This window comes from Pilosibacter sp. YYHA0881 (genome assembly GCF_051602715.1).
Taxonomy (GTDB): domain Bacteria; phylum Bacillota; class Clostridia; order Lachnospirales; family Lachnospiraceae; genus Alitiscatomonas; species Alitiscatomonas aceti.
On sequence record NZ_CP175657.1, the window covers coordinates 891,404 to 904,733 of the forward strand.

12 protein-coding genes are annotated in these 13,330 nt (G+C 53.4%); 3 read left to right on the forward strand and 9 right to left on the reverse strand.

Going from position 1 to position 13,330, the window contains the following annotated elements:
* Positions 1 to 122 precede the first annotated feature (122 nt).
* Positions 123 to 674 (reverse strand): DJ-1 family glyoxalase III, encoded by a 552-nt coding sequence (locus ACI6NM_RS04295; RefSeq protein WP_262428020.1) that lies wholly within the window; start codon positions 672 to 674, stop codon positions 123 to 125.
* Positions 674 to 1,861 carry a DUF975 family protein gene (locus ACI6NM_RS04300; protein WP_262428021.1) on the reverse strand — a complete coding sequence of 396 codons (1,188 nt, stop codon included), beginning with the start codon at positions 1,859 to 1,861 and terminating at the stop codon, positions 674 to 676. Before ACI6NM_RS04300 ends, ACI6NM_RS04295 begins: the two co-directional genes overlap by 1 nt.
* A 210-nt stretch (positions 1,862 to 2,071) precedes the next feature.
* Between ACI6NM_RS04300 and ACI6NM_RS04305 the strand changes: the two genes are divergently transcribed.
* Complete coding sequence (locus ACI6NM_RS04305) at positions 2,072 to 2,527, forward strand: CYTH domain-containing protein (RefSeq protein ID WP_262428022.1); 456 nt, start codon at positions 2,072 to 2,074, stop codon at positions 2,525 to 2,527.
* Positions 2,528 to 2,794: 267 nt separating this feature from the next.
* Here ACI6NM_RS04305 and groL read toward each other — a convergent pair whose 3' ends face one another.
* Both groL and ACI6NM_RS04315 read right to left on the reverse strand, forming a co-directional pair.
* On the reverse strand, positions 2,795 to 4,420 hold the full coding sequence (gene groL, locus ACI6NM_RS04310) for a chaperonin GroEL (protein WP_262428023.1): 1,626 nt from the start codon (positions 4,418 to 4,420) through the stop codon (positions 2,795 to 2,797).
* A gap of 75 nt (positions 4,421 to 4,495) precedes the next feature.
* On the reverse strand, positions 4,496 to 4,780 hold the full coding sequence (locus ACI6NM_RS04315; RefSeq protein ID WP_022272570.1) for a co-chaperone GroES: 285 nt from the start codon (positions 4,778 to 4,780) through the stop codon (positions 4,496 to 4,498).
* A 260-nt stretch (positions 4,781 to 5,040) separates the two neighbouring features.
* Between ACI6NM_RS04315 and ACI6NM_RS04320 the strand changes: the two genes are divergently transcribed.
* The gene (locus ACI6NM_RS04320; protein WP_262428024.1) at positions 5,041 to 5,430 is read left to right on the forward strand and encodes a hypothetical protein; all 390 of its coding nucleotides are present in this window, start codon (positions 5,041 to 5,043) and stop codon (positions 5,428 to 5,430) included.
* Positions 5,427 to 6,197 (forward strand): IclR family transcriptional regulator, encoded by a 771-nt coding sequence (locus ACI6NM_RS04325; RefSeq protein WP_262428025.1) that lies wholly within the window; start codon positions 5,427 to 5,429, stop codon positions 6,195 to 6,197. The genes ACI6NM_RS04320 and ACI6NM_RS04325 overlap by 4 nt, the downstream gene beginning before the upstream one ends.
* 78 nt (positions 6,198 to 6,275) lie before the next feature.
* Here the strand turns inward: ACI6NM_RS04325 and ACI6NM_RS04330 are convergent, their stop codons facing one another.
* The 5 genes from ACI6NM_RS04330 to ACI6NM_RS04350 all read right to left on the reverse strand — a co-directional run bounded on the left by ACI6NM_RS04330 (position 6,276) and on the right by ACI6NM_RS04350 (position 13,260).
* Positions 6,276 to 7,682, reverse strand: a complete 1,407-nt coding sequence (locus ACI6NM_RS04330) for an MATE family efflux transporter (protein ID WP_438501048.1) — start codon at positions 7,680 to 7,682, stop codon at positions 6,276 to 6,278.
* Between the two features lie 169 nt (positions 7,683 to 7,851).
* A complete protein-coding gene (hgdB, locus tag ACI6NM_RS04335) occupies positions 7,852 to 9,003 on the reverse strand; it encodes a (R)-2-hydroxyglutaryl-CoA dehydratase subunit beta (RefSeq protein ID WP_022272574.1) in 1,152 nt (383 codons plus the stop codon).
* A 3-nt stretch (positions 9,004 to 9,006) separates the two neighbouring features.
* Positions 9,007 to 10,452, reverse strand: a complete 1,446-nt coding sequence (gene hgdA / locus ACI6NM_RS04340) for a (R)-2-hydroxyglutaryl-CoA dehydratase subunit alpha (RefSeq protein ID WP_262428027.1) — start codon at positions 10,450 to 10,452, stop codon at positions 9,007 to 9,009.
* 85 nt (positions 10,453 to 10,537) lie between these two features.
* Complete coding sequence (hgdC, locus tag ACI6NM_RS04345; protein ID WP_022272576.1) at positions 10,538 to 11,323, reverse strand: (R)-2-hydroxyglutaryl-CoA dehydratase activase HgdC; 786 nt, start codon at positions 11,321 to 11,323, stop codon at positions 10,538 to 10,540.
* Positions 11,324 to 11,490: 167 nt separating this feature from the next.
* Positions 11,491 to 13,260 carry an acyl-CoA carboxylase subunit beta gene (locus tag ACI6NM_RS04350; protein WP_215655238.1) on the reverse strand — a complete coding sequence of 590 codons (1,770 nt, stop codon included), beginning with the start codon at positions 13,258 to 13,260 and terminating at the stop codon, positions 11,491 to 11,493.
* Positions 13,261 to 13,330: the final 70 nt, after the last annotated feature.

Consider the following 13,330-nt stretch of genomic DNA (forward strand, 5'->3'; position numbering starts at 1 on the left):
ACCGGACATGGCTTCCATATCCGTCCAATATCGAAACGCCGTCACTCTGGGCGTTACACTTCAATTTAGCATTATATCATACTGTTTTTAGAAATACTAGTATTATTTTTTAAAAAAGCGCCCTAAACACGGTCATACTGGATCTTCTTTTTTAAGGCTTCCGCTGTTTCTCCGTCTGTAAGGAGACGCACCAACTCAAGCCCCAGGTCCAGGGACCATCCCATGCCCTTTCCAGTGGTAACGGGGCCGTCGGTGACAACGCCCTCCCCGGTGCAGACAGCCCCGGCAAGCTTCTCCTCAAAGCCGGGAAAGCAGGTGGCCCTGCGCCCTTCTAAAAGTCCCAGGCCTCCCAGGACGCCTGGAGCCGCGCAGATGGCTGCCAGACGTTTCCCGGCTGCCCCGTGGGCCTTCAGCATGGCCGCCAGGCCCTCATGGTCCCGCAGATGGTCTGCCCCCGGAAGTCCGCCGGGCAGGAACAGCACGTCGGCATCGTCGGTGATCTCCTCAAACAGCGCGTCGGCTGTGACCGTGAACCCATGGGAACCGGTCACCTGGCATCTTCCCATGACAGACACCAGCTTTACCTCCACGCCGGCCCGGGCCAGTACGTCGCACACGCCCAGGCATTCCACTTCCTCCATTCCATCCGCCAGGAATGCATAAACCTTTGCCATTAGTTATCTTCCTCCTCTGAGTAGGGATGGAACACGCCGTTTAGGTAGTATCCCCGGCCCGGGCCGCCCTCGGACCGCTTTATGCTCTCGTCCCTCTGATCTTCTGCAGGATGCTCCGCACCCTGTCCCGAAGCTTCGGTCCAGCCGGACGCTCCTTCACTCTGTCCTCCACCGAATACTCCGCTTCCTTCTGCATCTGCTTCGTTTCCATTACACGGTACATGGTCCTGCCCGCAAATTCCGCCGGATCCATACCTCCCTTGTGGATGATCGACATAGTCTGCACCTCCCTGTGTCTGGCCGTAACCGCCGTACTGGCCGTTTCCGGCGCTGTCTGCCTGGTTTACATACGTTCCGCCAAAGCTGCCTGTGGGTACCACCTCCGGATATCCGAAGCCGTTTAACTCCCCGCCGTAAGGCGCCCGGAGCACTGCATACAGCTCCGCAAAGGTGGCGTAGTAATACGGGAGCACGAAGAAGGTTCCCACGCCGCAGGCCATGGCCCCCAGGAACATCCATCCGAAAAAGGACATTTCCAGCAGCCATGTGTTCATTTTATGGCCCTCCATCATCTGCTTGGAAAGCCGCAGGGCTTCCATGGGCTTCATTTCCGGATTTTCCGCCAGGATATAAGGCACCATGTAGTAGCAGTAGGCAAAATAGAGCCCCGGCAGCACGCATAAAAACGTTCCGCCGACGATGATCAGGTCCCGCAGGAACATGGTCAGCACGATATTCAGGTAATGGCGGGAAAAGCCCCACAAAAGCTTTCCAAAGCCCGCCGACCGGCCCATCAGCCGGCTTTCCATATAGTACCGGTTATGACCCACCGCAATGACCGGGATCACGAAGATCCCCAGGACCAGGGCCAGGATCAGGAATACGATCATGACTCCTGCCATTACTCCGTATATCATCCGGCCGGTCTGGACCACTCCCGGTCCCACCGGGACATTCTCGATCACAGCAGGGATCTTTCCCACCACTGCCGGAAGATCGTCTCCCAATCCCTCCACAAATCCATATTCCTCATAGTAATCGTCCTGGTACCCGCTGTCTGCCGGCTGGGTAACCGGACTTCCGATACCGCTGACCAGAGAGAATACCAGGCTCACCGCAAAGGCCGCCCAGTAATATTTCCGCAGACACGCCTTGGCTCTTTCTTTCAGCTCTGCCCTTGTCCACATAAGCATTTCCTCCGTTTTTCTTTATTTCGTAAAAATTATTTTCCCTGTAATTTGATTATATCATCTTTCTGGCCCGAATGTTATTACATTTTTCTTATATTACAGAAAACTTATTCTAGGGCCAGCGCCATATCCTGTGTTATAATAGGCGGAAAGGTGCCGGCGCAGGCATTCCCTGTTCCCGGCATCCAATGGAAAGGAGACAGCCCTATGGAGATCGAACGTAAATTTCTTGTGACAGCCCCGCCAAAAGGCTATGAGGCCCGGCCGTTCCGCATGATCGAGCAGGCCTATCTCTGCACGGAGCCTGTGGTGCGGGTCCGGCGGGAGGATGATTCCTTTTATCTGACCTATAAGTCCAGGGGACTGATGGCACGGGAGGAGTATAACCTGCCGCTGGATGAAAGGGCCTATCTGCATCTTTTAAAGAAGGCCGACGGACAGGTCCTTACGAAAAAGCGGTACCTGCTCCCGGTGGAGGGACGGCCGGATCTGACCTTTGAGCTGGACGTGTTTGAGGGGGCGTACCAGGGCCTCATACTGGCGGAGGTGGAATTTGCCTCGGAGGAGGACGCCGTGGCCTTTACGCCGCCGGAATGGTGCGCCAGGGACGTGACCTGGTCCGGGGAGTATCAGAACAGCCGGCTGGCCATGGAAAAGGGGTGAGGGCCGGGCGTGCGCCTCATAAAAAAGGCCGCCGAAGCCTCTTCTGGCAAGCAGGCTTGCCAGGATGGAATCCGGAACAGTACCGGCGGGTAAAGCATTGCTATTCGCAATTTGACTGGGCTGTGGAACTGGTTTCCCGATAAGACACTGACTGTCAAATTGCTCATAGAGGCGTGCGCCTCATAAAAAAGGCCGCCGAAGCCTCCTCTGGCAAGCAAGCTTGCCAGAGCCGGTTTCTGCAGCCTTTTTTGCAATGCTTTACGCGGACTACATCATTCCGCCCATTCCGCCGGCGCCGGCGGGCATGGCGGGAGTTTCTTCCTTAATGTTCGCTACTACGGATTCGGTCGTAAGGAGCGTGGAAGCTACGCTGGTAGCGTTCTGTAATGCGCTTCTTGTAACCTTTGCGGGATCCAGGATCCCTGCTTCTACCATATCAACGTACTCTTCTTTGTATGCGTCAAAGCCCATGCCTGTGGCCATCTCTTTTACCTTGTTGACGATCACGGAGCCCTCCAGGCCTGCGTTGGCAACGATATGGTATAAGGGAGCCTCCAGTGCCTTTAAGATGATGTTTCCGCCAGTCTTCTCATCACCTTCCAGACCACTTACCACAGCAGATACCTTCTCTGCTGCATGAACGTAAGCAGATCCGCCGCCTGCGATGATACCCTCTTCAACGGCTGCCTTTGTAGCTGCCAGGGCGTCTTCCATACGGAGCTTTGCTTCCTTCATTTCTGTCTCTGTGGCAGCGCCCACACGGATCACTGCTACGCCGCCGGAAAGCTTTGCAAGTCTCTCCTGGAGCTTTTCTCTGTCAAAGTCAGATTTCGTCTCCTCGATCTGGCCCTTGATCTGGCCGATGCGGTTGGCGATCTCTTCCTTATCTCCAAGGCCGTCAACGATGATGGTGTTCTCTTTCTGTACTTTAACGGATTTCGCACGGCCCAGCTCTTCCATGGTCGCATCCTTAAGGTCAAGACCCAGCTCCTCGGAGATCACAGTACCGCCTGTGAGGATCGCGATATCCTTTAACATTTCTTTTCTTCTGTCGCCATAGCCCGGTGCCTTTACGCCCACTACGCTGAAGGTTCCTCTTAATTTGTTTACGATCAGGGTCGTAAGAGCCTCGCCCTCAATATCCTCGGCAATGATCAGAAGCTTTGCGCCAGTCTTCACGATCTGCTCCAGTAACGGAAGGATATCGTTGATGTTGGAGATCTTCTTGTCTGTGATCAGGATGTAGGGATCGTCCAGAACGGCTTCCATTTTCTCCATATCTGTGCACATATATGCGGAGATATAGCCTCTGTCGAACTGCATTCCTTCTACCAGATCCAACTCGGTCTTCATGGTCTTGGACTCTTCGATGGTGATCACGCCGTCTCCGGTCACTTTTTCCATGGCATCTGCAACCATCTCGCCTACTTCATCGCTGGAAGCGGAGATTGCTGCGACCCTTGCGATCTGTGCCTTGCCGCTGATGGGCTGGCTCATCTCAGCAATGGCCTTCACAGCCTCGTCGGTGGCCTTCTTCATTCCTTTTCTTAAAATAATGGGGTTTGCACCTGCTGCCAGGTTCTTCATTCCCTCATTGATCATTGCCTGGGCCAGAACGGTTGCGGTGGTAGTACCGTCACCGGCAACGTCGTTGGTCTTTGTGGCAACTTCTTTTAAGATCTGTGCGCCCATGTTTTCAAAAGCGTCTTCCAGCTCGATCTCTTTTGCGATGGTCACGCCGTCGTTGGTGATCAGCGGTGTTCCGAAGGATTTATCCAGGACCACGTTTCTTCCTTTGGGCCCTAATGTCACGCGGACGGTATCAGCAAGTTTATTTACGCCAGCTTCCAGAGCTTTTCTGGCATCTACGCCATATTTAATTTCCTTAGCCATGATTCAATTACCTCCAAATTATATACTCTCCGGCCAGGCCGGAGCAGCCGCAGCCTTACGGTCTCCCGCCGCTGCTTATTCAATAACAGCAAGAATATCGTTCTGTTTTACGATGATGTATTCTGCGTCGTCCGTCTTAACCTCAGTTCCGGAGTACTTAGAGAAGATCACCTGGTCTCCAACCTTTACCTGCATGGTAACTTCCTTGCCATCCACAACTCCGCCCGGTCCAACGGCAATGACTTCTGCCTGCTGCGGTTTCTCTTTTGCCTGACCCGGAAGCACGATACCGGACTTTGTCGTTTCTTCTGCAACTAACTGTTTTAAAACAACCCTGTCAAATAATGGTACTAATTTCATTACTGACTCCTCCTTGCCATTTCTGTCTTTATGTTTTTCTATTGGTTGAAATTCCAGAACATTTCAAAATCTCTGTTCCTTTTCACAAGTAATGTTATAGCACGCATTATTAGCACTGTCAAGGGTCGAGTGCTAATTTTATGGAATTTTTTTGGGATTTTTTCATTTTCTTTACAAATATCCCTTCCTTTTTCCTGGAATATGGCTTATTATTAATCTATATCGGTTTACGTTCATGCCGGTTGAAAGGAGAATGAACTATGTCCAAGAAAAAAACAGGTCTGCTCATCGCTCTTGGGGCCGCCATCGGTGCAGCCGCCGCAGGTATTTCCTATTATTTGAAGTATAAATCTTTCAATGATGAGCTGGACAAAGATTTCCATGATTACGAAGACGAGGAAACGTCCTCTGGGGAAACAGGAAAGGGAACTTCTTCCTGTGACGCCGCCAAAGAACGCACGTATATTACGCTGGAACCCGGAAAGTGCAAGGCCGGGGAAGAAAAAAATGCTGAGGGACCGAAAGACGCAGAACCGGCCCCCGAAACTGCTCCCCAGGAAGAAACCGCTGAGGCCGTAAAGGATGCCGCTTCTCCGGTTCCGGCAGAATCAGCCACAGTGGAAGAAGATACGGACGGTGCCGGAAAATGATCCAGAGCCTTCTACGCTCCATTGAGATCCTGGAGGTACTGAAGGAAAGGAACCGCAGCTATTCCATTGCGGAACTGGCGGAGGCCATCGATCTGCCTCCCAGCACTGTGCACCGGATCCTCCAGACCTTCTGTGAAAAAAAATATGTGATCCGCGACGAGCGGTCACATACATACCGTCTGGGGCCTGCGCTGATCCCTCTGGGAAAGGCCGCTGCCAGCGGGATCCGTTTACAGGATGCCGCCCATCCTCTCCTGTCCGCCCTTTCTGCCAGGACCGAGGAGGATTCCTATCTGGTGATCCCCGTAGGCAACAAGGGGCTTGTGATCGAAAAGGTGGACGGTCCCAACCACATAAAGGTGGTGGAGGAATTTGGCTATGAGATGTATCTCCACTGCGGAGCCATCCGCAAGGTGCTCCTGGCCTACCAGTCTCCCTCCTTTATTGAGGAATATGTGAACAAGATCATTGAGCACGACCACGCCTTCCCCCGGGTGGATGCCGGCGATCTCCGTGACGAGTTAAAAAAGATCCGTCAGTCCGGTTACGCCATCACCTATGGAGAATACGTCAACGATGCCGTGGGCATCGGAGCCCCTGTCTTCAACTCAGAGGGTGAACTGGCCGGCTCCATCGGCATCATCGCCCCCACGATCCGCTTAAACAGCGAAGAGCTTTTAAAGGTCCAACTGGAATATGTGCAGAAATTTGCTGCTGATCTTTCCAGGGACATCGGATACTCTCCCCTGTTCAGTTCCAGGGCCTGAATCCTTGTAAATCCAGAAGGGAGCGCTTCCGGTCATCGGTTCTGATGACCAGGAAACACTCCCTCTTTTTTTTCTTATTTAAATCTCCGCCTCCAGATTCCTCAGCCATTTCTTCTGACGGTATCTCCAGTATCCCAGCGCCGACTTATAGACCTCCTCCAGCATGACCATTCCATAGACCACATAGATCGGGAAACGGAACACAAGCCCGCCCAGAAACGCCAGGGGGATCCCAATGCACCAGACGCCGCTGGTATCCAGGAACAGGCACATCTTTGTGTCGCCGCCGCTCCGCAAAACGCCTACGATACAGATCAGATTGTACATCTTTGCCGGCAGGAACAGGGCGAATGTAAGGAGACATCTGGCCGCGTCCTCCTTCACCTCCGGAGAGATCTGGTAAATGGACAGGATCGGCCCCCGGATCATCAGCACGATCACCATTCCGGCAGCCGACAGGAGGAACAGCAGCCGGAAGAAATTGGCCGCATACTCCTCCGCCCGTTCCAGGTGCCCGGCTCCCATCTCATTCCCAAGGATCACCGCTGTGGCGGCGCTCAGCCCCTGGAACAGAACGAATACGATATCCTGGATCGTCATGGCGATGGTAACGGCCGCCACTGCGTTATCGCCCATCCGTCCATAGGCCAGGGAATACATGGTCACACCCAACCCCCACATGAACTCATTGGCAATGACCGGCGCGCAGGTGCTGACAAACTGGCGGATAAACGCCTTTGTATACCCGAACATCTCCCGGATACGGCAGGCAATGGGGAATTTCCGCATATAGACCACAAGGACCAGCACCGCCGCTTCCACGATCCTGGCGATCAGCGTTGCCAGGGCCGCACCCACAACTCCGAGGCCTGCGCCGTAGATGAAGATCTCCTGCCCTGCGGCTGTAACGGTGCGCGCCGGAAAGATCAGCAGAAAATTCAAAACGATATTCACGACGATCGCCAGGCAGCTTGTGAGCACTGGAAGCTTCACCTGACCCACGGCCCGGAGCATGGCCACATAAACGTTGGTGAAAGCCGTAAACGGATAGGATACGGCTGCCACCACCAGATATGCGCTGCCGACCCGTATGGTCTCCGGGCTGACTGTGAAGATCCGCATCACCAGCTCCGGGCATACCATGGCCGGGATCATAAAGGCCGCTGCTCCCGCCAGTGCCAGCATAAGTGCCAGTCCCAGCACCTTTCTTATGTTTTTCACATCATTATTGCCCCAGTACTGGGCCGCCAGGACTCCGCTCCCGCTGACGATCCCGAATACAAGGAGTGAAAATACAAAAAACACCTTATTTGCCAGGCCCACCGCCGCGATGGTCGTTTCTCCCAGCGTCCCGATCATCATGGTATCCACCAGGTTTACGATCGTATTCAGCATTCCCTGCATGGCCACTGGAAGGGCGATGCGTACGGCCTTCTGTAAAAAGATCCGGTCTCCCAGCATCTTTTTCGTACCTGTCAGAAACATAATCTCCTCCCCTTTTCTTTCTTCTTGGACTATCTTATCAGAAAACCTGCGATCCGTAAAGCAAAAAAGGCCCCGGCAGAAACAGCCTTTGCCATCTCTGCCGGAACCTTTCATATTGTTACAGCACCGTTACGACACAAACCGGTCGGCGGACCGGAAATCTTTTTTATTATTTGCTCATCTCCAGCACATCTGCAAAAGCCTGGATCGCAGTCTGGGCCTGGCCGAAGTCGCGCATCTGCTGGTCGATACCCAGTTTGATGTGCGGGATCTTTGCATCATCCAGGGCTTTCTTTAAGTACGGATACTCCATCTCCTCCGGATCACAGAACTGCTGCATGAACAGTACAAGGCCCTGGGCACCGCTCTTCTTAACAAGATCGGCAACGAACTCGCCGCGGCGGTTCTTCTCAGACTGGGGATCGTAAAGGAGAACGTCATGGTCGATGTTGGCAAACTGTTTTGCCAGAGCCATCATCGGACATTCCTCATCCTCCGGAACGTCTGTGTTGAAGGAACGGCTCTCATGGGCAACGTCATCGGCAGCGATGGCAACATTGTTCTCTTCAAATGCAGCCAGAAGCTTCGGATTATCGCAGATGATACCGGAGGTGACCACCTTGGTTCCCTTCCAGTCGCATACCGGAAGAGCCTCCAGCTCTTTATTTAATTCCTCCAGCATTTCTGTGTATGCCGGCTTCTCCATGAAATAGAATGCCTTTAATACTGCAGAACGCCTGGTGGGTGTGATCACATCACAATGGTCGTTGGCCAGCTTTACAAATGCGCGGCGGGCTGCACGGCTCTTATTGTAGACCTTGATGGCATCCCTGATGGCGTCGGCAGTGATCTCATGGCCGCATACCTTCTCCAGCTCTTCCTTTACATTATTGTACTGGTCGATACAGAACTGAAGGCCGAAATCCTCAAAACGGTTCTGGGGATGGGCTAAGAAGATAACTGCCATCTTATCTCCCATGGATACACGGAAGTTCTGGCTCATGGGACGGAGCGTATCGCAGATGGTGGGGGTGATGATGCCGTCCAGGTCATCCATGGTCCCGTCTAAGAGCATTTCCAGCGCCAGCTGGGCGATGGTGCAGTAGAAGGTCGCACAGTATTCTTTTGCACGGCTGATGGTCTTGTTATTGGACCCCCAGATCCCCATGGGAACCATACCGGCTGCGTAAACAAGCTCCTCCGGAGCATAGTATGGCAGAACGCCGATGACCTTTTTACCCTGAGCCTTATATTCAGCCAGCTGCTGCTTGGGAGTAGCTGCTTTTACCTTAAATTCATCTAATAATGCGTTGATACTCATGGTCTATTTAGCCTCCTTTTCCTGCATGTTTGCCTCCATGGCCTCCACAAGGCCCTGAACGCGGGTCTCGTACTGGGCGGCGTTGAAGTTACGCGGGTCAGCCTGGTCGCCGTCAAAGCCGGCAGTGGGAACACCGAGATCCTTTGTAAAGCGGCGCTGCATCTCTGCCATATAGCCGCTCCACGGCTTACAGCTTCTATTGTAGTGTACCAGAACGCCGTCAACCTTGTTGTCGCGGCAGATGCCCTCACGCCAGTCAACGCCCTGCTCGATGCAGACAGAGTTGGGAGCCTTATAATAAGCGCGTGCCATCTCGTCCATATTGTTGTAAACGAAACCGAAGGCCGGAGCGTAAACAACGGCTGTTACGTTGACGCCATGCTCCTTTAACGGTTTGAACAGTGCCGGAAGCTTGGGCCAGCAGGGGATACCCTCGAACATTACACGGTATTTCTCCGGGAACGGCGTGGTGGTCTCGCCCTTCTTGATGGTCTCTTCCAGGTCGGAGGCTAAAAGCTCAAATGCCTCGGCGGCCTCAACTCTTGCACGGGCTGTTACAACGTCAGCCATGTGGTTGAACAGGTCAAATCCAGAGTATGGAGCCGGTTTGTACTGTAAGTAGTCACAAACCTTTAACCATGCCTTCGCAGTATGGTTTGCGTTCTCACAGGCCTTTTCAAATTTCTTCTCGTCGAACTTCTTGCCAGTCAGCTCCTCTAACTGTTTGATCGCCTTGTCAAACTGGGCGCGGACATACTTCACGTTGGAGTCATGAACATCTACGGTGTTATTGTACGGGATGTCGATCATGATCAGCGGAACGTTGCACATACGGGCAATGTTCTCATACCATTTTGTCATACAGTTACAGATGTTGTTGCAGCAGAGAACGAAATCCGGCTGCGGGATCTGCATCTGACGGATGGGAGAGATGGCCTCGATGCGGCGCTCTTTGTCCGGTCCATCCGGCAGCTTTTCAAGCTCCAGGATATTTACAAGCTCCAGGTACGGAGTCTGGGTCTTCGGATCCTTTTTCGGCTTTCCAGTGGCCTCGTCGATGACCACGTTGCCGTTCTCATCCTTTAAGGGCTTTCCAGTGGACGGATCGATGATATATTCACCGGTCTCCGAGTCAAATTTACGGGCAACGCGGACGCCAGCCGCATAAGCAAGGCTGATACGTGCGTATCCGCAGATATCGTTGTCATAGCCCAGATCCTCGGCTGCCTGGCACATCATCTCGCCGTAGCGGTTTGCTGCGATACCAGCGGCCTGGTTCTCGGGATACATAACATTCAGGTCAAATGCTGCTGCGAGCTCACACGGGAATTTGGAAGAAGACCATCCCACTAACTCGCCTCTTTTTTTTGCCTCACGCGCGTCCTTGTGAACGTCGTCCACAACCTTACGAAGGGCAAGAACGCCGGGACTAACCTGCTTTTTAGCCATAATTATTCATCCTCCTCATTGAATGTATAAACGACGGCAGCCAGACAGACATGGCTCATGTCCCTCTGGCCCGTTGTCTTACCGTTTAGCGGGTCGCTGCCTGCCATGCGAACAGGGCGGCACCCAAAGCGCCGTTATACTGGGTCAGCGGAGAAGTGAGGATCGGACACCCCAGCTCCTCTTCCAGCGCAGATACAACGCCTCTGTTCTGAGCTACACCTCCGGTCATCACAAGGTCCTTTACCACGCCGATCCGGTGGGCAAGGCCAGCCACACGGCCAGCCACGGAGTGATGGATGCCGTTGATGATATCGCATTTATCCGTACCCATGGAGAGCTGGCTGATAACCTCGCTCTCTGCAAATACGGTACATGTGGAGCTGATGCCCACATGCTTCTTCGACTGGGCTCCCAGATCTCCCAGATCCTCCACGCGCACCTCCAGGACCCTGGCCATAACGTCTAAGAAACGGCCGGTTCCGGCTGCACACTTGTCATTCATCTGGAAGTTGGTCATGGTCCCGTTCTCGATCCGGAGAACCTTTACGTCCTGCCCTCCGATATCGATGACCGTATGGGCCTCCGGGAACAGGAAAGAAGCCCCCCGCGCATGGCAGGAAAGCTCACTCATCTGCTTATCTGCAAGTCCCATTAAGGAATTGCGGCCATAGCCCGTGGCCAGAACGTAGGCCATCTGGTCTCTTGTCATGCCGGCTGCTTCCAGCACGGCGTCGATGGCACGCTGCGGGCCGCTGGTACCAGCCCCCACATCGATCAGGGATTTTGCCACGATCTCCTTGCCATCTTTTAAAATAATACATTTGGACGCTGTGGAACCCACATCGATCCCCAGTGTATAAACTGCACTCATACGAACCTCCGGGTTTTCTTCTGTATCAATGAATTTTTTGTTTTTTCCTGTCCCAGTATAGCACAAGGCACCCTAAAGGACAAGCCGAAATCATATATCCTTTGATACAACATTATCCAGACCGGGGAGCCCCCGGTCTGGATCAGAATTCACGCCTTCAGTCAGGATCAGGCCTTATGCGCGTCGTTCCACTCGCGGATCGCACGGGGTGTTACCATCTGGTGCATCGGGCAGATGCTCTTCGGATTCTGGTAAACAGCCTCGGTGAATGCCTGGATATACGGACGAAGCTCTGTCATGTCAACGATCTCGTCCACCATGCCGACCTTCGCACAGTATTCCGGACGGGATTTTTCATGATACAGCTGGATCATATCGTTCATCTTGTCGATGATGGGCTGCATATCCTCGCCAGCCTTGCTTGCCTTCACCAGCTTTCTGGAGTACATTGCGTTGGCAGCGGTCTCGCCCGGCATTACATAATATTCACAGGCAGCGGTACCGATGGAGTAAACGTTGGTGTTGTTGCCCTGGGGTCCACCCAGTACATAGTGGGCAGCAGCACTGGCCTTACGGAGCGTAACCTCTAAGGACGGAAGACCGGAGTTCTCGATGGAGTAGATCAGAGACTGGCCAAGGCCCAGAAGCTCTGCCTTCTCTGCATCGTCGCCTACATCGATGCCAGTGGTATCCTGCAGCCAGATCAGCGGGATACGGTCACGGGCACAGAGGGTCACGAACTCGTTCATCTTGATCAAGCCCTGACGGTATAACTTTCCGCCTACGCCTACGGAGTTCTGCTTATACTCCGGATAGTTCATTAAAAGTCCCTGTACGTTGGCAATGACGCCTACTAAAAGACCGTTGACCTTGGCAAGACCGGTCACCATCTCCGGACCGTAGCCCTTCTTGTACTCGTATAACTGGGAACCGTCGAAGAGACGGCCGATCACGTCGTAAATATCATACGGACGCTTTCCGTTTAACGGGATGATGCTGTAAAGGTCCTCTGCCGGAAGTAACGGAGCCTTCTGGTCGTCTACCCGGAAGAACTCTAAGTTGTAAGCCGGAAGGTAGCTGATATATTTCTTGATTCCCTCGATCACGCCGTAATCGTTCTCGTAAACCTCACGGAAGAAACCGGTCTCGTCATAGTGGACCGGAACAGAGCCCGGAGCCGGAACCTTGTTCTTGCCGTTCTCGATCTGGGCAGCCACGATCTGGTCAGCGGCTTCCTTATCGATATACCCCTTGGGATTCATACCGGAAAGGATGCCTGCTCCGCCGACTGCCATGTTGGCCTGGCTGTGGGCGATCAGGATCGTCGGGGAAATGCTGTGGTATCCGCCGCCGGCCGGGTTCGTTCCGTAGATACCTACGATCACCGGAATACCTAACTGGTTTAACTCAGCATTTCTGAAGAACGGAGTACCGCCGCCGCGGCGGTTGGGATATACCTGATCCTGGAACGGGAAGTCAACGCCCGCGCAGTTTAATAAGTAGATCAGCGGAAGGTTCATCATCTTGGCAGCGTCGGAGCAGCGGATCAGGTTCTCAGCCTGGCCCGGCTCCCAGGTTCCAGCCATTTTCTTGTTATCGGATGCGATCACATAGACCCATTTGCCGTTTACGCGGCCAAGGCCGTTGATGATGTTGGTGGAACCCATCTTGTTGTCGTTGGGGTTAAAGAGGCTGTTTAACGGGCAGAAGGTCCCCTCGTCTACCAGAGCGTTGATACGCTGCATGGCGGAAAGCTGGCCGCGCTCGTTTAATTTTTCCTCTGTGGTAATACCCTTGGCAAGGATCTCTTCTACCTTGTCATGGATATTCTTCTCGATCTCTTTAAGCTCTGCCTCGTTTTCTGCGTTGGCATTCACTAACGGCTTACCAACAACGGGCATATCCTGGAAATATTTCGGCATGGAAAAATATCCCATTTTTCTTCCTCCTCATATATCGTGTTCCAGAGGAGAAGGCGCTGCCGCCCTCTCCTTCCGGGACATCATT